Genomic DNA, 18,154 nt, shown 5'->3' with positions numbered 1-18,154 from the left:
GCATGAGCATGAGCGCCGCGAGGGGTACGAGAGAGCGACTGGTCGTGATCGGCGGTGACGCCGCGGGGATGTCCGCGGCGTCACAGGCACGCCGGATGAAGGGGCCCGACGAGCTGGAGATCGTGGCGTTCGAGCGCGGCCACTTCACCTCGTTCTCGGCGTGCGGCATCCCGTACTGGGTGGGCGGCGACGTCCCCGAACGGGACAAGCTGATCGCCCGTACGCCCGAGGAGCACCGGGCGCGGGACATCGACCTGCGGATGCGCACCGAGGTCACGGAGATCGACGTCGCCGCGGGGCGGGTAGGCGCGCGTGACGTCGACTCCGGGGCGGAGTCCTGGACGTCGTACGACAAGCTCGTGATCGCGACCGGTGCCCGCCCGGTCCGCCCGGAGCTGCCGGGCATGGACGCGCCCGGCGTGCACGGCGTGCAGACGCTGGACGACGGGCAGGCGCTGCTGGACAGCCTGACGCGCACGCGTGCCCGGCGCGCGGTGGTCGTCGGCGCGGGCTACATCGGCGTGGAGATGGCCGAGGCGCTGATCAACCGCGGTTACGAGGTGACGGTCGTCAACCGCGGCCGGGAGCCGATGTCCACGCTCGATCCGGACATGGGCCGCCTGGTGCACGAGGCCATGGAGGGCCTCGGCATCACCATGGTGAACGACGCCGAGGTCACCAAGCTGCTCACCGGCGACGACGGGCGGGTGCGGGCGGTGGCCACCGAGGACGCCGAGTTCCCGGCGGACGTCGTGGTGCTCGGCATCGGCGTGCGCCCCGAGACCGCGCTGGCCGCGGACGCCGGTCTTCCGCTCGGTGCCCACGGGGGGCTGCTGACCGACCTGGCCATGCGGGTGCGCGGGCACGAGAACATCTGGGCGGGCGGCGACTGCGTCGAGGTGCTGGACCTGGTCTCCGGCCGGGAGCGGCACATCGCCCTCGGCACGCACGCCAACAAGCACGGCCAGGTCATCGGCACCAACGCGGGCGGCGGCTACGCCACGTTCCCGGGCGTGGTCGGCACCGCGGTCAGCAAGGTCTGCGACCTGGAGATCGCGCGGACCGGGCTGCGCGAGAAGGACGCGCGCCGGGCGGGGCTGCAGTTCGTGACGGCCACGATCGAGTCCACCAGCCGGGCGGGCTACTACCCGGGTGCCTCGCCCATGACGGTGAAGATGCTCGCCGAGCGCCGCACCGGCCGTCTCCTCGGCGTCCAGATCGTCGGCCGCGAGGGCGCGGGCAAGCGGGTCGACGTGGCCGCGGTGGCCCTCACGGCCGGCCTGACCGTGGAACAGATGACCGCGCTGGACCTGGGCTACGCGCCGCCGTTCTCCCCCGTCTGGGACCCGGTGCTGGTGGCCGCCCGCAAGGCGGCGAAGGCGGTGGGACAACAGCCCTGAGTGCGCCGGCGGACGCGGAGCCGGACGGCGGTGTGCGGGGGGCGGCGTTCGGGGGGCGGCGTTCGGGGGGCCCGCCGATTCACCGATCCCCCTGCGGGCAATAGTCCCTCGTGGTCATCCCCGTCCATGACGTGAACCCGGCGCGCAGCACCCCCTGGGTGACGTACGCGCTGATCGCCGCGAACTTCCTGGTCTTCGTGCTCACCCCCGGCCTCGCCGGCTCCGTCGCGGGCGACGCGAGCCTCGCGCAGGCGTGCCGTCTCGAGGCGTTCCTGGACCAGTACGCGGCGGTGCCGCAGGAACTGCTCCACCACCGGATGCCCCGGCTGGTGCCGACGGGCGACGTCGGGGTGGGACCGCAGGGACCGGGGTGTGTGATCGGCCCGCCGGACTACGACAAGTCGCCGGAGCTGAGCGTCCTGACGGCGATGTTCCTGCACGGCAGCTGGCTGCACCTGCTGGGCAACATGCTCTTCCTGTGGATCTTCGGCAACAACGTCGAGGACCGGATGGGCCACCTGCGCTACCTGATCTTCTACGGCATCTGCGGCTACGCGTCCGCGTACGGGTTCGCCCTCACGGACTCCACCTCCACCACTCCGCTGATCGGCGCCTCGGGAGCGATCGCCGGCGTCCTCGGCGCCTACCTGCTGCTGTACCCGAAGGCCCGCGTCTGGGTCCTCGTCCCCTTCCTGATCTTCCTGCCGCTGCGCCTGCCGGCCTGGATCGTCCTGGGCCTGTGGTTCGTCCTCCAGGCGTTCTACTCCGCCGGCCAGGGCGTCTCCGCGGCCGGCACCGTCGCCTACGTCGCCCACGTGGTCGGCTTCGCGGCCGGCATGCTCCTCGCCTGGCCCCTCAAGCCCGGCACGCCCCCGCCACCGGAGCCACGCGGCCCCCTCTTCGGACGCCAGGCCCGACGGGCACCGTAGGAGCCGGCCGCACACGCCGCAGTCGCTGCCCGGCGGTTCGGCACGCAGAGCTTGCGCCGGCACTCGCCTTGCGGCGCCGGGTGCCGTGCGCCGCTCAGCGGGTCAGCGCGAAGCCGACGAGCAGGACGCCGATCAGGCAGACGCCGAAGAAGACCTGGTGACGGCGCGGGACCTTGATGTGGTCCGTGGGCTCACCCCTGCGCCACCGCTCGAGCACTTCCTTGAACAGCTGCCGCTGGGGGAGCAGGCCGAGGGTCAGGCCGATGTGGGCACACGAGTACATGACGAGCGCCCCGGTCACGTCGATGCCGTTCAGCCGGCAGACGAGGAGCAGGACCCCGCCGCCGACGACCATGATCACCGGGTAGGCGATACGGAACTTCCGCAAGGGGATCCAACTGCCCAGGGTGCAGCTGGACAGGGCGGTGGACGCCATGGCCAGCAGCCACAGCCATCCGACGGGCACGGACGTCAGCATGGCGGTACCCCTCCGTGTCATGGTGAGGGCGCCGGCCTCACGAGCCGATCCCCACCGGTCGCATCAGCGATCGCCCGCCATCCTAAGATCGTCCGAAGTGTCCTCATGGCCGTGGAAGGCAGGACGAGCCCGGCTGAGCAGGCGCGGGACGTCATCAGCTGCCCGGGCGGGGGCCGTGCCTGGCCGGGCGGAGAAGGGGGAACCCGGCAGGGCAGGGACAGCCTCGGGAGGTGAGGGCCATGGCCCGGGCGGAGAAGGAGAGGGTGGTCGAGGCGCTGCTGGAGCGGTACGGGCGCAGCAGCCTCGCCGAGCAGGCCGAGATCCACATGAAGAACCACCCGCACGCGCTGTATCAGCTCTTCCAGTTGGCGGCGCTGACGAACGCGCGAGTCGAGCCCGGGGTCGCCGTCGACACGTTCACGGCCCTGCGCGGACGCAGGTGGTCGACGGCCGGGCAGGTGCTGCGGGCGGGCCGCGAGCAGATCGAGCGGGTCCTCGCCGACGCCGGGTATCCGGAGGGCGACCGCAAGCGGATCAGTACCGCGATGACGGATGCCGCGCTGCACCTGCAGGAGGACCACGGCGGCGACCTGTCGGAGCTGCGGGAGGACGCCGGGCGCGACCCGGACCGGGAGCGCGAGCTCCTCCGGCATTTCGCCAACGTGGACGACGACGTCGTCGACGCCTTCTACCGGGAGGCCCAGTTGCTCTGGCAGGAACTGCTCCCGTTCGCGGACAAGAAGGCACTGGACGCGGCCGATCGGCTCGCCCTGGGCCACGACGCGAAGTCCCTGCAAGGACTCGTCCAGGACGACGGGGAGTTCGTCCGGCTCGTCGACGCGCTGGTCCGGGTCCGCCACGACAAGGAGGGCTACGGGGAGCTACAGGAGCTGGCCGGCTCGGGCGCATGACGCTCGCAGCACCGCCGGACGATCCTGCGCATCGCGAGTCGCCCGGACAGTCGCCCGGCTGATGCGCCGGCCCTCGCGCGTCAAAGGCCGGAGGGGCCGCGCGTCGAGGGCTGGCGGTGTTCAGTGCAGGGTGAGCGGGGTCGTGGATGTGACGTGGGAGAGTTTCTCGGGGTTGCGGACGTAGTAGAGGCCCGTGATGCGGGCGTCCTCGACACTGATCGCCATGACCCCGTCGATCTCGCCGTCCAGGCGGACGAGGAGTGCCGGGTTGCCGTTGACCACGGTCGGTTCGGTGGTGAACGTGCCTTCGAACCTGCCCATGCCACCGGCGAACATACGGGCCACCCGCTCGGCGCCGGTGACCGGCCGCAGCGCGGCGTGCTTGATGCCGCCGCCGTCGCTGACCAGGACTACCTCGGGGGCGAGCACCTCGAGGAGGGCCTGCGGGTCCCCGGTTTCGACGGCGCGCCGGAACGACTCCAGGACCGCTCGGCCCTCGTACGAGGAGACCACCCGGCGGGGGCGCCGGGCGTCGACGTGCCGGCGGGCGCGGTGGGCGATCTGGCGGACGGCGGCCGGGCTCTTGTCGACGGCGGCCGCGATCTCGTCGTAGCCGACGTCGAAGACCTCGCGCAGCACGAAGACGGCCCGCTCGGTCGGTGACAGCGTCTCGAGAACGAGCATCAGCGCCATCGACACGCTCTCGGCGAGCTCGACGTCCTCGGCCACGTCCGGCGCGGTGAGCAGCGGCTCGGGCAGCCAGGGCCCGACGTACGCCTCCCGGTGGCGCTTGATGGTGCGCAGCCGGTTGAGCGCCTGGCGGGTGGTGATACGGACCAGGAAGGCGCGCCGGTCGCGCACCTGCCCCTGGCCGGCCCTGACCCATTGCAGCCAGGTCTCCTGGAGGACGTCTTCGGCGTCGGCCGCCGATCCGAGTACCTCGTAGGCGACCGTGAAGAGCAGGTTGCGGTGGGCGAGGAACGCCTCGGTCACCGGGTCGGTGGCGTCGTCGCTCACCTCTCGTCCTTCCCCCTCGTCCGTCGCGGCCGGCCCCGGCGGCCGACCGCGTTCGCGTGCGTCCACGGCACGGTCCTCGCGGCACGCGCCGCTCAGGCCGCCCGGTCGGCGGCGGCCGGTGCCTCGACGCGGTGGGCGCGCAGCAGCTCCCGGCGCTTGGCGACACCTCCCGGCATGCGGTGCAGGCCGAACGAACCGGGCTTGCGCGCCTCGTCGGCCAGGTGCTTGGGGATGCCCTTGCAGACCAGTTCCTTGATCCTGGCGCCCAGTCCATCGCCGATGTGCAGCCACACCGCGACGTCGGACCTGTTGGCGAACTGGTAGATGCCCGCGCTTCGGCCCAGGCTGATGCACTGGGCGTACATCGACTGGTGGAGGTTCTCCGGCTGCTCGCCCGCGAGCCGGCTGAGGACCGTGTCGGCGGCCCGCGCACCCAACGGCGTCGCGTTCAGGCAGCTCATCCGCAGCGGCACGCCGGACGGTGCCGCCGAGTCCCCGGCCGCGAGGACACGCTCGTCGTCCACGCTCGTCAGCGTCTCGTCCGTGAGCAGGCGGCCCACGGCGTCGGTGCTCAGCCCGCTGCGCGCGGCCAGGTCGGGAACGCCGAAGCCGACGGTCCAGACGGTGACCTCGCTCGGCAGCTCACGGCCGTCGGCGAGCCGCACGGCGTCGCGGGCCACCGCCGTCACCTTCGCGTCCGGGCCGTCGATGACCGTCACGCCGAGCTTGGCCAGCCGCTTCGCGACCGACCGCCGGCCCCGGGTGTGCAGGTACGGGCCGAGAACGCCGCCGCAGACCAGGGTCACCCGGCGGTCCTGCTCCGCCAGCTCGGCGGCGGTCTCGATGCCGGTCGGACCGGCGCCGACCACCGTCACGGCGGCCGTCTTGGGTGTGGCGTCGAGGACCGCACGCAGCCGCTGTGCCTCCTCCAGGGTGGCGAGCGGGTGGGCGGACTCAGCGGCCCCGGGCACGCTCGGTTCGGCGCTGCCGCTGCCCACGGCGTAGATCAGGTAGTCGTAGTCGAGCGTGGCACCGGCCGCCGACGTCACGCTGCGCGCGGCCACGTCGATCCGGGTCACGGTGTCGACCACCAGCCGGACGCGGTCGGCCAGGACGTCCCGGTAGGCGACGACCGCGTCGTCGGACCCGCCCACCAGTTGGTGCAGGCGGACCCGGTGGACAAGGTCCGGGCGCGGGTTGATCAGCGTCACGGACACGTCGTCGCGCCGCGTCAGCCGGTTCGCGGCCATCACGCCCGCGTATCCGCCACCGATCACGACCACGTGCGTGTTCCCAGTCATGCTGCCTCCTCCGTTTCCAGGTGTTCGGCCATAAGTCACCGCGCCATCGGCAGCTGTGACAGGCTGTGAGGCAGGTCACTCAACGGGCGACGCACGGACGGTCTACGCGATGCCGGCCCCGGTCACGGCTCTCGCCAGATGTTGTCGAAGGCCGCCTCTTCGATCTGCCGCTGTTGCCGTACGGCCGCGAGTTCCGACAGCGCGTCGCCGACGGCGGCCAGTACGGTGACGAGCGCTTCGGCGCCGGGGCCCTCGAAGTCGTCGGCCGGCTCGTCGCGGATCCCCATGGCGGCCGCGAGGCCGGCGAGGACGGGCTCGCCCGACGTCCAGCGCTCGGCGGCGTGGCGACGGGCCGGTGAGTCGCCCAACGCCGTCCGCTCCGGCCTGCGGGGAAGCCAGTGGTGCCGTTGCCGGGTGAGCCGGCCTTCCGCCTCCAGTGCGGCACCGTAGGCCTCGGCCAGGCCCCGGCCCCGGCGCCACAGCCAGTCCTCGACGGACTCGTACGGCACCTCCCGGTCGAGCGACGACACGGCCCCGTCCAGCAGGCGGTCGCCCATGGCCCGCTGCGGGCCGGGCACGATGCGGTCACCGTCCAGGGTGACGGCTCCGGCGTCGATGAGGTCGATGAGTTCCGCCCCCGCGAGGGCCAGTGAGAGGTCGCCCTGTGCGACGGGACGGTCGGAGGCGACGTCCAAGGTGGCGATCAGCAGATCCCTGGGTGTGGTCATGTCGGACTCCATGTCAGAGGCACCGGCGGCGTGTCCCACCACCATGTGGTGCGGGAAGCGAATGCGCAGCACGAGCGCGTCGGCGGAGACCGGCCGGGAGGCCGTCGCCCCCACCGAGCCGCGGGTGGGGGCGGTGGCAGCGCCTAGGCGAACTGCTGGTTCGCCGAGCCGTCGCAGTCGCGGATCCTCAGCGGCTCGGTCGCGCCCGCCAGGGTGAGGCAGAGCCCGCGCGCGGCCGCCGGCCGGATCGTGGCTCCGTCGCGGACGAACTTCTGGTGCGTCCCGCCGTGGCAGTTCCACAGGACCAGGCCCGTGCCGGCCGGGTACGTGGCGTCGGGGACGTCCAGGCAGCGGTCCTGGGTCAGCTCGGTGTGGATGGTTCCGCGTGCCGGGTCGTACCACCATCCCTGGTTGCGTCCGCCGTGGCACTCCCAGCCGAGCACCCGGGTGCCGTTGGCGCTCTTGGCGGCGTCGGCGTCCACGCAGGTGCCCGTCGCCCGGTTCCTCAGCGGCTGGTAGGCCGTGTCCCAGGCGTACGGGACGAGGACCGGCTTCCCGGAGGAGTCGACGTCGGCGCAACTCGCCTCGTCGGCGCCGGATTCGTACAGCTGCGTCAGGCAGGAGGCGAAGGCGGCGTGGCCGCGCTGGTTGGGGTGGAAGGACTGGCGGAGGGAGTTGGCGTCCGGGAGACCGGGCTTGGAGAGGTCGATGTAGGCGCCCCGGGCCCAGGTGTCCTCCATGCAGACCTCGTGACCGTGGAAGAGCCGGGAGTTGTCGAGGTAGGTCGCACCCGTGTCGGCCGCCGCCTTGCGCATTCCGCGTTCGAAGGCGGGGACGGCGCTGTTGCGGCCCCAGACGGTGTCGGAGTCGTAGCCGAGGCCGCCGCAGGCGAGCTTGCCGGAGAAGTCCGGGTTGTCGCGGAAGTCGGGGCCGATGGGGCTGGGGTAGCCCATGAGGACGAGCTTGTAGTCGCCGTCGGCGTAACCCGCGTCCCTCATCACGCTCTTCAGGTCGCGCACGGTCTGCTCGACCTTGGGCACCAGGCCGTCGACGCGGGCCTGCCAGCCGGGGGCGTACTTCGGTTCGCAGGGGCCCTGGCTGAGCAGGTAGCGCGTGACGCAGTCGGTCATGACGGGGCCGAACTGGAGGTCGTCGTTGGCGCCGGCGACCAGCAGCACCATCTTGATGCGGGTGTTGCGCGCCTTGATGGCGAGGCTGTCGCTCTGCACGAGTTCGTCGGCGTACTGCCGGGAGCCGCCGATGCGGATGTTGGCGGTGGAGGCGCCGGAGCAGGAGACGTTGAACGTGAGGTCGGCCGGGATACCGGTGCGGTGGATGGCGGCGTCCGGCGAGCGGTGGCACCAGTTGTCGGGGCCGTTGGTGCCGGGCTCGTAGGTGCCGGTCCCCTCGCCGGAGATCTCGCTGTCGCCGAGTGAGATCAGGCTGGTCCTGCGGTCGTCGAGGGGGCGTTCGGCGGGGCTTCCGTAGAGCTTGGTGGCCTCGGCCGCGCGGATGGCCTCCAGTTCGGGCGGCAGGGGTACGGAGGAGACGGTCCGGGGGCCGGCCTGCGGGGCGGCCTGGGCGGGGGCGGCGATGGTCGCCGTCGCGCAGGCCACCGCTGCCGCGGCGGCCAGGGTCAGCCAGTGGCGTCTGTACCTTTTGCCCTTCACTGCACCTCCTGGATGTGGGATACCAGGAGGTTGTACTGGCCGGTAGACGCGCTGGGAACACTCGAAACAAGACAAGTGCTCAACTTTTGCGGGTTCATCGTGCCCGGCGCGGGGTGACGACGACGGTGACCTGGGCGCCGGGCCGCGCCTGCACCCGGGCGGTCGCCGCGCGGTCCCCGGGCAGGACGGGCGTGGCGGTCCGGGCGGGCCCGGTCAGCTCGATGCGCCAGCCGCCGGCCCGGGGCGGCACGGAGATCTCGGTGACCCCGCCCCCGGCCCGGTACGCCAACGTGAAGGTCTGGCTGTCCGGCTCGTACGACGCGGTGCCGGTCCGGCCCGCGACCGCCTGCGCGTACGGGGCCGCGGTCTGCTCCTTGTTGGCACGGAAGCGCCCCTCGGCGTCGACGGCGCAGTACCCGCCGCCGTAGCACCAGACGTAGCCCGCCCAGCCGGAGCCGTAGCGGTTCAGGGACGACAGGGCGTCGCGGTAGAAACGCCCCATGTTCGGCAGGGAGTTGTTCAGCGGCCCCCACTCCCCCACCACGACGGGGACGCGGTACGTGCGCGGGTAGACGGTCACCGCGGACTCGTACGCCTCGATCCAGCCGGCCGACGGGTCGTAGTCGGCGCCCGCCTCCATCGCCGTGTTGTAGAAGTGGGGCGCGTAGACGGCCTTCGGGTCGTCGATCCGGCCGAGGCCGGTGGGGACGCCCTCCCCCACGATGGGGGTCGGCTCGAAGAAGATCCAGGAGTCGTCGTCGACGGAGCGGACGGCGTCGGCGAGGCGGTTGTACAGCGGGGTGAGCTGGTCGCGCTCGATGCGCCGGGCGGCCGTCGGCAGGTCCTCGCCCTGCGCGAGCTCCCCCATGGGCTCGTTGATCAGGTCGTAGCCGAGGACGGCCGGGTGGTCTCCGAGGCGCCCGGCCAGCACCCGCCACATGTCCGCCTGGGCGCGCCGCAGGTCCGGGTCCTCGTAGAGGTGGGTGAACGCCCGCTGCACGGCCGGTTCGAAGTACTCGGCGAACCAGTCGTCGGGGTGCGGGGCGAAGGGCAGTCCATCGGTCCTCGTCGCCCACTCGGGGATGCCGCGGTGCCCGAAGGCGGGCCCGAAGACGTCCTGGTGCGCGTCGACCAGCACCTGGACGCGGTACTTGTGCGCCCAGCCGAGAACGCGTTCGATCTTGCGGAGGTACCGCTCGCTGTAGCGGCCCCGCTCGGGTTCGAGGTCGTCCCAGAAGACCAGCAGGCGCGCGAAGTTGAAGCCGTGGGCCCGCAGGTCTCGGAAGTGCCGCTCGGTGATCGCGGACAGGGCGGCCTCGCCACGGTGGGTCTTGTCCTCGACGTTCCAGCCGCGCAGGGTCAGCTCGCGGCCCCGGTCGTCCGTGAGCCGGGGTATGCCGAGGGGCGGGTCCCGGTCCTCGACGGCGGTCTTCGCGTGGGCGGCTGTGGTGGACAGCAGGAGGGTGCAGACGAGCGCGGCGAGCAGACGGCGGTACACGGGACCTCCGGCACGGTCGGTCGGCAGTGCCGCAGATCACATCAGGGAAGCTGACAATTGTTCAAGAGTGCGCGCACGAAGCCCGCCCGTCCCCGTACCGGTCTCGGGGACCGGTACGCGGACGGGTCCTGGCGTGCGCCGCCGCTGCGGCCGCCGGATCAGCGGGCGGTCTGCGTGTGCACGTACTCCACGAGCCGGGTCAGGGCGTCCGGGTCGGTGGACGGCAGGACGCCGTGGCCGAGGTTGAAGACGTGGCCCTCCAGGCCGGCCGCCGCGTCCAGGATCTCGCGGGTCTTGGTCTCGACCGCCTCACGGGAGGAGAAGAGGACGGCCGGGTCGAGGTTCCCCTGGAGCGCCTTGCCGGGGCCGACACGGCGGGCCGCCTCGTCCAGCGGGACGCGCCAGTCGACGCCGACGACGTCCGCGCCGGCCTCGCCCATCAGCCCGAGGAGCTCACCGGTGCCGACGCCGAAGTGGATGCGCGGCACGCCGTACCCGGCGACGGCCTCGAAGACCTTGCGCGAGGCGGGCAGCACCGAGCGGCGGTAGTCGGCGGGGGCGAGGGCCCCGACCCAGGAGTCGAAGAGCTGGACCGCGCTCGCTCCGGCCTCGATCTGCACCTTCAGGAAGGCGGCGGTGATGCCGGCGAGCCGGTCGAGCAGGTCGGCCCACATCTGCGGGTCGCCGTACATGAGCGCCTTGGTGTGCTCGTGGTTGCGGGACGGGCCGCCCTCGACGAGGTAGCTGGCGAGCGTGAAGGGCGCGCCCGCGAAGCCGATGAGCGGGGTGCCGCCCAGCTCGCGGGTGAGCAGGCCGATCGCCTCGGTGACGTAGGTGACGTCCTCGGGGGTCAGGTCGCGCAGCCGCGCCAGGTCCGCGCGGGAGCGGATCGGGTTCTCCACGACCGGGCCGATGCCCGGCTTGATGTCGAGGTCGATGCCGATGGCCTTGAGCGGGACGACGATGTCGCTGAAGAAGATCGCCGCATCCACGCCGTGCCTGCGCACCGGCTGGAGGGTGATCTCGGTGACCAGCTCCGGCCGCATGCAGGACTCGAGCATCGGGATGCCCTCGCGCACCTTGCGGTACTCCGGCAGCGAGCGCCCGGCCTGGCGCATGAACCACACCGGCGTGTGCGGCACGGCCTCGCGCCTGCACGCCTTGAGGAAAGCGGACTCGTACGTGGCTGTCGGCGGCTTGCCCGCGGGGCTCTGGTTGGCACTCACGTCGGCAAGTCTCGCACGTCCGGCCGACAGCGCCGGACCGCGGGGCGCACACCCGGCCCGGCGTCCCGGGCGCGCCCCCGGGGAGCCGCGTGATCCGGACATCGCGCCCGCACGCGGGTGTCCCTCCCTGCGCCACGGCCGCGTTCCGCTTAATCTTCCCCGCATGGCTGCGGCTCAGGGACGACTGTCGGACGGCGCTGGCGGAATGGAAGAACCGAAGGACACCGAGGGGGGCGTCCGGCACGGGGGCGGTGCGGCTCCGCCGCCGTTCGCCGCCGCCGTCGAGGCCCTGAGGTCCGCGCGGCTGCGGCCGCAGATCGAGGTGGAGGCGACCCGGCCGCCGCAGCGGCTCGCCCCGCACGCGTACGCGCTGGAGGCGACGGTCGTCGACGGCGACCAGGACCTGGCCGACGGGCGCCTGGTGCTGCTGCACGACCCGGCCGGGCACGACGCCTGGCAGGGCACCTTCCGGCTGGTGACGCTGGTGCGCGCGGAGCTGGAGCCGGAGATGGCCGCCGACCCGCTGCTGCCCGACGTGTGCTGGGCCTGGCTCACCGGCGCCCTCCAGGCACGCGGTCTGGCCTTCGGCGAACCGAGCGGCACCGTCACGCGCGCCGGCTCCCACTACTTCGGGGGCCTCGCGGACCGCCCGGCCGTCTCGCAGATCGAGATCCGCGCGTCCTGGACGCCCCGGGAGGGCCTGGGCGGCATCCCGGACACCGCCGCCCACCTGGCCTCCTGGTGCGACCTGCTGGCCCAGGTCGCGGGCCTGCCACCGGCCGGCCCGGGGGACGCGTCGGTCGTGACACTGCCCCAGCGCCGCGGACCACAGTCACGCTGAGCGAACCGCAGCCACGGTAGGCCCACCGGGCCGCTCCGCGGGGCTCCTCCGGCCCCCGGCCCCCGGCCCGCCGACCCTCCAGCCCACGGCCCACCGGCCCTCCAGCCCACCGGCTCACCCGCCCGCCCCCGGGCCTCTCCGACTCTCCGGCCCTCCGGCCAGCCGGAGGGCCGTCCGTCACTTTGTCGATACGACCACTTTCGAGCGCGTATCGACTCAGAGCGACACCGTCCGATCTTCGAATGATCGATCGCGTGTCCGAATTGCGCAGATTGTTACTCACTGGATCGTGATCATTCCCTAAAGGCGGACCGGTTCGGTGCCGAAGACGACTGTGACCTTGAAAGCACGGTTCGTCCCGGCTTTTCCCCACGAGCCGACCCCGTCCCGCACCCAGGAGGCCTGGTGTCCGTTCTCCTCGAGCAGCCTGCAAGCCTGGTCGCCTACCGCCCCAACAAGCCGACCGCCATGGTCGTCGTGGCCGACCCACGTGTCCGTTCCACCGTCACCCGCCATCTCTGGGCGCTCGGTGTGCGCGATGTCATCGAAGCCTCGTCCGTCGCGGAGGCCCGCCCCCGCATCGGCAACCCCCGCGACATCTGCGTCGCCGACGTCCACCTCCCCGACGGCTCCGGCCTCACCCTGCTGTCCGAGACCCGCGCCGCCGGCTGGCCCAACGGGCTCGCCCTGTCCGCCGCCGACGACATCGGCGCCGTACGCAACGCCCTCGCCGGCGGCGTCAAGGGCTACGTCGTCACCGGCACCCGTACCAACGTCGGGCTCCCCACCCGACCGGGCGCCGCCCCCATCGGCGCCGCCGCCGCCCGTCTCCACCGCCGCCCCCCGGGTGCCCCGAGCCACCCGGGCGGCTACCGCGAGCTGTCCGGCCGCGAGGTGGAGGTGCTGCGACTGGTCGCGGAGGGCCAGTCGAACAAGGCGATCGGCGTCTCGATGGGCCTGTCCGCACTGACCGTCAAGAGCCACCTCGCCCGCATCGCCCGCAAGCTCGGCACGGGCGACCGCGCCGGGATGGTCGCGGTCGCGCTGCGGACCGGCATCATCCACTGAACCCCACCGAGCCCCTTCCGTCCGCCCCCCTCCGCCCCCACCGCCCCCACCGTTCACCCGCGTGAACGGGACCGCCCGCCGGTCCCGCCCGCCCGCCGCCGCCGGCCGTGAGCCGGTCTTTCACCGAGCTGACTGGTTTACGACCCCCCGGCGCCCGCCGACGGAACGTTCCGTCGGCGGGCGCCGGCGATACACGGATACTCTTGACAGGTGACCGACGCCCACGAAACCGCAGCAGACCGTTCACTGCGAACCACCGGAGGCGCCCCTCCGGACGACGCCGGATCTTCTGCTACGGAGGCGCCGATACCTTTGCTCGAACCGCGCGAGGGCATTCCCTCGGTGATCACGGACGAGGCCGCCCTCGCCGAGGTGACCGCCGCGTTCGCCGCCGGCAGCGGCCCGGTCGCCGTCGACGCCGAGCGCGCCTCCGGTTACCGCTACGGACAGCGCGCCTACCTGGTGCAGCTGCGCCGCGAGGGCGCCGGGACGGCACTGATCGATCCCGTGGCCTGTCCCGACCTGTCGGGGCTGGGAGAGGCGCTCTCCGGCGCGGAGTGGGTGCTGCACGCCGCCACGCAGGACCTGCCCTGCCTGCGCGAGATAGGGATGGTGCCCACCCTCCTGTTCGACACCGAGCTCGCCGGACGGCTCGCCGGGTTCCCACGGGTCGGTCTCGGCGCGATGGTGGAGAACGTCCTGGGGTTCGTGCTGGAGAAGGGTCACTCGGCCGTCGACTGGTCGACGCGCCCGCTGCCCGAGCCGTGGCTGCGCTACGCCGCGCTCGACGTCGAACTCCTCGTCGACCTGCGCGACGCGCTGGAGAAGGAGCTGGACCGGCAGGGCAAGCTGGAGTGGGCCCGGCAGGAGTTCGACGCCATCGCCTCCGCACCGCCGCCCGAGCCCCGCAAGGACCCGTGGCGCCGTACGTCCGGGATGCACAAGGTGCGCCGGCGGCGGCAGCTCGCCGTCGTCCGGGAGCTGTGGCAGACCCGGGACCGCATCGCGCAGCGCCGCGACGTCTCGCCGGGCAAGGTCCTCGGGGACGCGGCGATCGTCGAGGCGGCGCTCGCGATGCCGGCCAACGCCTACGCGCTCGCCGCGCTGAACGGGTTCGGGCGGGTCAACCGCCGGCAGCTGGAGCAGTGGCAGGCGGCGGTCGACCGGGCGAAGGGCCTGCCGGAGTCCCAGCTGCCGCAGCCCGGGCAGCCGGTCGCCGGTCCCCCGCCGCCGCGCGCCTGGGCCGACAAGGACCCGGCCGCCGCGGCCCGGCTGTCCGCCGCGCGGGCGGGGGTGTCGGCGCTGGCGGAGCGGCTGGCCATGCCGCAGGAGAACCTGATCGCGCCGGACACGGTGCGCCGGGTCTGCTGGGAGCCGCCGAAGCCGGTCGACGCGGAGTCGGTGGGCGCGGCACTCGCCGGCCACGGCGCCCGGCCCTGGCAGGTGGAGCAGGTGACCCCGGTACTGGTGGCGGCACTGGCACAGGGCGTGTCGTAGGAGCGGAGGCGGCAGCTACCCGCCAGGATCCAGGTGCGGGGCGACCGCCCGGTGGTGTGACCTTCACCGCTCCAGCCGGGGGGACTGGGCAGCTACGTTACCCACAAGTAGCATGGGCCTGAGCGCGCGCTCAGTGCATGCGTGCCGCAGCAGTGCCATCCCGCACCCTGGAGGAGAGCCATCGTGCCTCGTACCGTCAGGGACGTCGTCTTCGTCGACGGCGTCCGCACCCCGTTCGGCAAGGCGGGCCCGAAGGGCATCTACCACGAGACCCGCGCCGACGACCTCGTCGTGAAGGCGATCCGGGAGCTGCTGCGCCGCAACCCCGGTCTCGACCCGAAGAAGATCGACGAGGTCGCCGTCGCCGCGACCACCCAGATCGGCGACCAGGGCCTGACCATCGGCCGCACCGCCGGCATCCTCGCGGGCCTGCCCACCTCGGTCCCCGGCTACTCCATCGACCGCATGTGCGCGGGCGCCCTGACCGCCGTCACCACGGTGGCCGGCTCGGTCGCCTTCGGCGCGTACGACGTCGCCATCGCGGGCGGTGTCGAGCACATGGGCCGCCACCCGATGGGCGAGGGCGTCGACCCGAACCCGCGGTTCGTCTCCGAGAAGCTGGTCGACGAGTCCGCCCTGTTCATGGGCATGACCGCGGAGAACCTGCACGACCGCTACCCGCAGATCACCAAGCTGCGCGCCGACGAGTACGCGGTGCGCTCGCAGGAGAAGGCCGCCAAGGCGTACGCCAACGGCAAGATCCAGGCCGACCTGGTCCCGATCTCGGTGCGCCGCACCAACCCCGAGGGCGGCGAGACCGGCTGGGGCCTGGTCACCGCCGACGAGCCGATGCGCCCGGGCACCACCCTGGAGAACCTGGCCGGCCTGAAGACGCCGTTCCGCGTCCACGGCCGGGTCACCGCGGGCAACGCGGCCGGTCTGAACGACGGCGCCACCGCCTCGATCATCGCGTCCGAGGACTTCGCCCGCGAGAACAACCTGCCGGTCAAGATGCGCCTCGTCTCCTACGCCTTCGCCGGCGTCGAGCCCGAGGTCATGGGCTACGGCCCGATCCCGGCCACGGAGAAGGCCCTGGCCCAGGCGGGCCTGTCCATCTCCGACATCGGCCTGTTCGAGATCAACGAGGCCTTCGCCGTCCAGGTCCTGGCCTTCCTGGACCACTACGGCATCGCCGACGACGACGAGCGCGTCAACCAGTACGGCGGCGCCATCGCCTTCGGCCACCCGCTGGCCTCCTCCGGCGTCCGGCTGATGACGCAGCTGGCCCGCCAGTTCGAGGAGCAGCCGCACGTCCGCTACGGCCTGACCACCATGTGCGTCGGCTTCGGCATGGGCGCGACGGTCATCTGGGAGAACCCGCACTTCGAGGGGGACAAGTGAGCACCACCGCAGAGCTGCTGAAGGGTGCGGCCGAGCTGTTCCCCGGCGAGGTCGTCACCAGCGCCCACGTGCGCCACTTCGACCTGCCCCTGGGCGCCGGGCGCTTCGCCCTGATCACCCTGGACAACGGCCACGACCACACCAAGCCGACCACGCTCGGCCCGCAGTCGCTGGCGAACATCGACGCCGCGATCGACCAGGTCGAGAAGGAGGCCGCGGACGGCGACATCGTCGGCGTCGGCGTCACCGGCAAGCCGTTCATCTTCGCGGTCGGCGCCGACCTCAAGGGCGTCGAGCTGCTGAAGCGGCACGAGGACGCGCTGGCCATCGGCAAGGGCGGCCACGACGTCTTCAAGCGGCTGTCCAGGCTGGCCGTGCCCACCTTCGCGTACTACAACGGCGCGGCCATGGGCGGCGGCGTCGAGATCGGCCTGCACTGCACCTACCGCACGGTGTCGGCCGCCCTCCCGGCGTTCTCGCTCCCCGAGGTCTTCCTCGGCCTGGTCCCCGGCTGGGGCGGCTGCACGCTGCTGCCGAACCTGATCGGCGCCGACAAGGCCGTCTCGGTCATCATCGAGAACAGCCTCAACCAGAACAAGCAGCTCAAGGGCAAGCAGGTCCACGAGCTCGGCATCGCGGACGCGATCTTCGAGGGCGCCGACTTCCTGGAGCAGTCGCTGATCTGGACCGCGTCCGTCCTCAAGGGCGAGATCGCGGTCGAGCGCCCGGTGATCGACCGCGGCGAGGCCTGGGACCAGGCCGTCGAGCGCGGCCGCTTCATCGCCGACTCCAAGGTGCACGGCGCCGCCCCGGCCGCCTACCGCGCCCTGGACATCATCGCCGCCGCCAAGAACGGCGACCTCCAGCAGGGCTACGAAGCCGAGGACCGGGCCCTCGCCGACCTGATCATGGGTGGCGAGCTGCGCGCCGGCATCTACGCCTTCAACCTGGTGCAGAAGCGCGGCAAGCGCCCGGCGGGCGCCCCGGACAAGAACCTGGCCCGTCCGGTCACCAAGGTGGGCGTGGTCGGCGCCGGCCTGATGGCCTCCCAGCTGGCGCTGCTCTTCCTGCGCCGCCTGGAGGTCCCGGTCGTCCTCACCGACATCGACCAGGAGCGCGTCGACAAGGGCGTGGGCTACGTCCACGCCGAGATCGACAAGCTGCTCGGCAAGGGCCGGATCAACCAGGACAAGGCCAACCGCCTCAAGGCCCTGGTGACCGGTGTCCTGGACAAGGCCGAGGGCTTCGCGGACGCGGACTTCGTCATCGAGGCCGTGTTCGAGGAGATGGGCGTCAAGCAGCAGGTGTTCGCGGAGGTCGAGGCGGTCGCCCCGGCGCACGCGATCCTGGCGACGAACACCTCCTCGCTGTCGGTGTCGGAGATGGCGTCGAAGCTGCGGCACCCCGAGCGGGTCGTCGGCTTCCACTTCTTCAACCCGGTCGCGATCCTGCCGCTGCTGGAGATCGTCCGCGGCGAGAAGACCGACGACGCCTCGCTCGCGACCGCGTTCGCGGTGGCCAAGAAGCTGAAGAAGACCGCGGTGCTGGTCAAGGACGCCCCGGCGTTCGTCGTGAACCGCATCCTGACCCGCTTCATGGGCGAGATCCAGAACGTCATCGACGAGGGCACGCCGGTCGACGTGGCGGAGAAGGCGGTCGAGCCGCTGGGCCTGCCGATGTCGCCGCTGGTGCTGCTGGAGCTGGTCGGTCCGGCGATCGGCCTGCACGTCTCCGAGACCCTCCACAAGGCGTTCCCGGACCGCTTCACCGTCTCCCCGAACCTCAAGGCGGTCGTCGAGGCGGGCAAGCGCGGCTTCTACGTCTACGACAGCGGCAAGCCCGAGCTGGACCCGGAGGTCGCCGCGCTGCTCAAGCAGGGCGACACGGTCCTGACGGAGGAGCAGGTCCGCGCCCGCGTCCTGGACGCGGTGGCCCAGGAGATCGGCCTGATGCTGGACGAGGGCGTCGTCGCCGAGGCCCAGGACATCGACCTCTGCCTCATCACCGGCGCCGGCTGGCCCTTCCACCTGGGCGGCATCACGCCGTACCTGGACCGTGAGGGTGTCGCCGAGCGGGTGAACGGCAAGCGGTTCCTGGAGCCGGGGGTGGCGAGCGTTCCCGCGTAGTCCCCGTACGCCGCAGAAGGGGCCCCGCCGGAAGGCGGGGCCCCTTCTCGCGCTCTGGGAGCG

General features: G+C 72.5%; 15 protein-coding genes. 8 read left to right on the top strand and 7 right to left on the bottom strand.

The genetic code is table 11. The features are described 5' to 3' along the window. The first annotated feature begins 2 nt into the window (after nt 1-2). Nucleotides 3-1,400, top strand: coding sequence for an FAD-dependent oxidoreductase (locus H0H10_RS32195; RefSeq protein ID WP_188184696.1), 1,398 nt, complete (start codon nt 3-5; stop codon nt 1,398-1,400). 110 nt (nt 1,401-1,510) lie between these two features. Then, nucleotides 1,511-2,329 (top strand): rhomboid family intramembrane serine protease, encoded by an 819-nt coding sequence (locus H0H10_RS32190; protein ID WP_188184695.1) that lies wholly within the window; start codon nt 1,511-1,513, stop codon nt 2,327-2,329. 94 nt (nt 2,330-2,423) lie between these two features. Here the strand turns inward: H0H10_RS32190 and H0H10_RS32185 are convergent, their stop codons facing one another. Next, nucleotides 2,424-2,807 (bottom strand): hypothetical protein, encoded by a 384-nt coding sequence (locus H0H10_RS32185; protein WP_188184694.1) that lies wholly within the window; start codon nt 2,805-2,807, stop codon nt 2,424-2,426. Nucleotides 2,808-3,046: 239 nt separating this feature from the next. Here H0H10_RS32185 and H0H10_RS32180 point away from each other — a divergent pair, with 239 nt between their 5' ends. After that, the gene (locus tag H0H10_RS32180) at nt 3,047-3,718 is read left to right on the top strand and encodes a hypothetical protein (protein WP_188184693.1); all 672 of its coding nucleotides are present in this window, start codon (nt 3,047-3,049) and stop codon (nt 3,716-3,718) included. A 120-nt stretch (nt 3,719-3,838) separates the two neighbouring features. Here the strand turns inward: H0H10_RS32180 and H0H10_RS32175 are convergent, their stop codons facing one another. From H0H10_RS32175 to hemE, 6 genes are all read right to left on the bottom strand, one after another. Beyond that, nucleotides 3,839-4,735: an RNA polymerase sigma-70 factor gene (locus H0H10_RS32175; RefSeq protein ID WP_188184692.1), complete on the bottom strand. Its 897-nt coding sequence runs from the start codon at nt 4,733-4,735 to the stop codon at nt 3,839-3,841. A 92-nt stretch (nt 4,736-4,827) separates the two neighbouring features. Next, nucleotides 4,828-6,036, bottom strand: a complete 1,209-nt coding sequence (locus H0H10_RS32170; RefSeq protein WP_188184691.1) for an NAD(P)/FAD-dependent oxidoreductase — start codon at nt 6,034-6,036, stop codon at nt 4,828-4,830. A gap of 122 nt (nt 6,037-6,158) precedes the next feature. Then, nucleotides 6,159-6,764, bottom strand: a complete 606-nt coding sequence (locus H0H10_RS32165) for a GOLPH3/VPS74 family protein (RefSeq protein WP_188184690.1) — start codon at nt 6,762-6,764, stop codon at nt 6,159-6,161. A 143-nt stretch (nt 6,765-6,907) separates the two neighbouring features. After that, the gene (locus tag H0H10_RS32160) at nt 6,908-8,434 is read right to left on the bottom strand and encodes a ricin-type beta-trefoil lectin domain protein (RefSeq protein ID WP_188184689.1); all 1,527 of its coding nucleotides are present in this window, start codon (nt 8,432-8,434) and stop codon (nt 6,908-6,910) included. Nucleotides 8,435-8,528: 94 nt separating this feature from the next. Continuing rightward, a complete protein-coding gene (locus H0H10_RS32155) occupies nt 8,529-9,932 on the bottom strand; it encodes a cellulase family glycosylhydrolase (RefSeq protein WP_188184688.1) in 1,404 nt (467 codons plus the stop codon). 158 nt (nt 9,933-10,090) lie between these two features. Then, on the bottom strand, nt 10,091-11,158 hold the full coding sequence (gene hemE, locus H0H10_RS32150; protein ID WP_188184687.1) for a uroporphyrinogen decarboxylase: 1,068 nt from the start codon (nt 11,156-11,158) through the stop codon (nt 10,091-10,093). Between the two features lie 163 nt (nt 11,159-11,321). On the opposite strand from hemE, the gene H0H10_RS32145 reads away from it, so the two are divergent. The 5 genes from H0H10_RS32145 (at nt 11,322) to H0H10_RS32125 (ending at nt 18,091) form a co-directional block, all read left to right on the top strand. Further along, entirely contained in the window at nt 11,322-11,999 is a 678-nt protein-coding gene (locus tag H0H10_RS32145; protein WP_188184686.1) for a DUF3000 domain-containing protein, read from the top strand. Nucleotides 12,000-12,404: 405 nt separating this feature from the next. Continuing rightward, the gene (locus H0H10_RS32140) at nt 12,405-13,067 is read left to right on the top strand and encodes a response regulator transcription factor (RefSeq protein ID WP_003972894.1); all 663 of its coding nucleotides are present in this window, start codon (nt 12,405-12,407) and stop codon (nt 13,065-13,067) included. 210 nt (nt 13,068-13,277) lie between these two features. After that, on the top strand, nt 13,278-14,564 hold the full coding sequence (locus H0H10_RS32135) for an HRDC domain-containing protein (protein WP_188184685.1): 1,287 nt from the start codon (nt 13,278-13,280) through the stop codon (nt 14,562-14,564). Nucleotides 14,565-14,747: 183 nt separating this feature from the next. Further along, the gene (locus H0H10_RS32130; RefSeq protein ID WP_188184684.1) at nt 14,748-15,965 is read left to right on the top strand and encodes a thiolase family protein; all 1,218 of its coding nucleotides are present in this window, start codon (nt 14,748-14,750) and stop codon (nt 15,963-15,965) included. Beyond that, a complete protein-coding gene (locus H0H10_RS32125; protein ID WP_188184683.1) occupies nt 15,962-18,091 on the top strand; it encodes a 3-hydroxyacyl-CoA dehydrogenase NAD-binding domain-containing protein in 2,130 nt (709 codons plus the stop codon). The genes H0H10_RS32130 and H0H10_RS32125 overlap by 4 nt, the downstream gene beginning before the upstream one ends. Nucleotides 18,092-18,154 lie beyond the last annotated feature (63 nt).

The organism is Streptomyces griseicoloratus, assembly GCF_014534645.1.
Lineage (GTDB): Bacteria > Actinomycetota > Actinomycetes > Streptomycetales > Streptomycetaceae > Streptomyces > Streptomyces griseicoloratus.
This window is presented reverse-complemented; position numbering and strand designations above follow the sequence as displayed.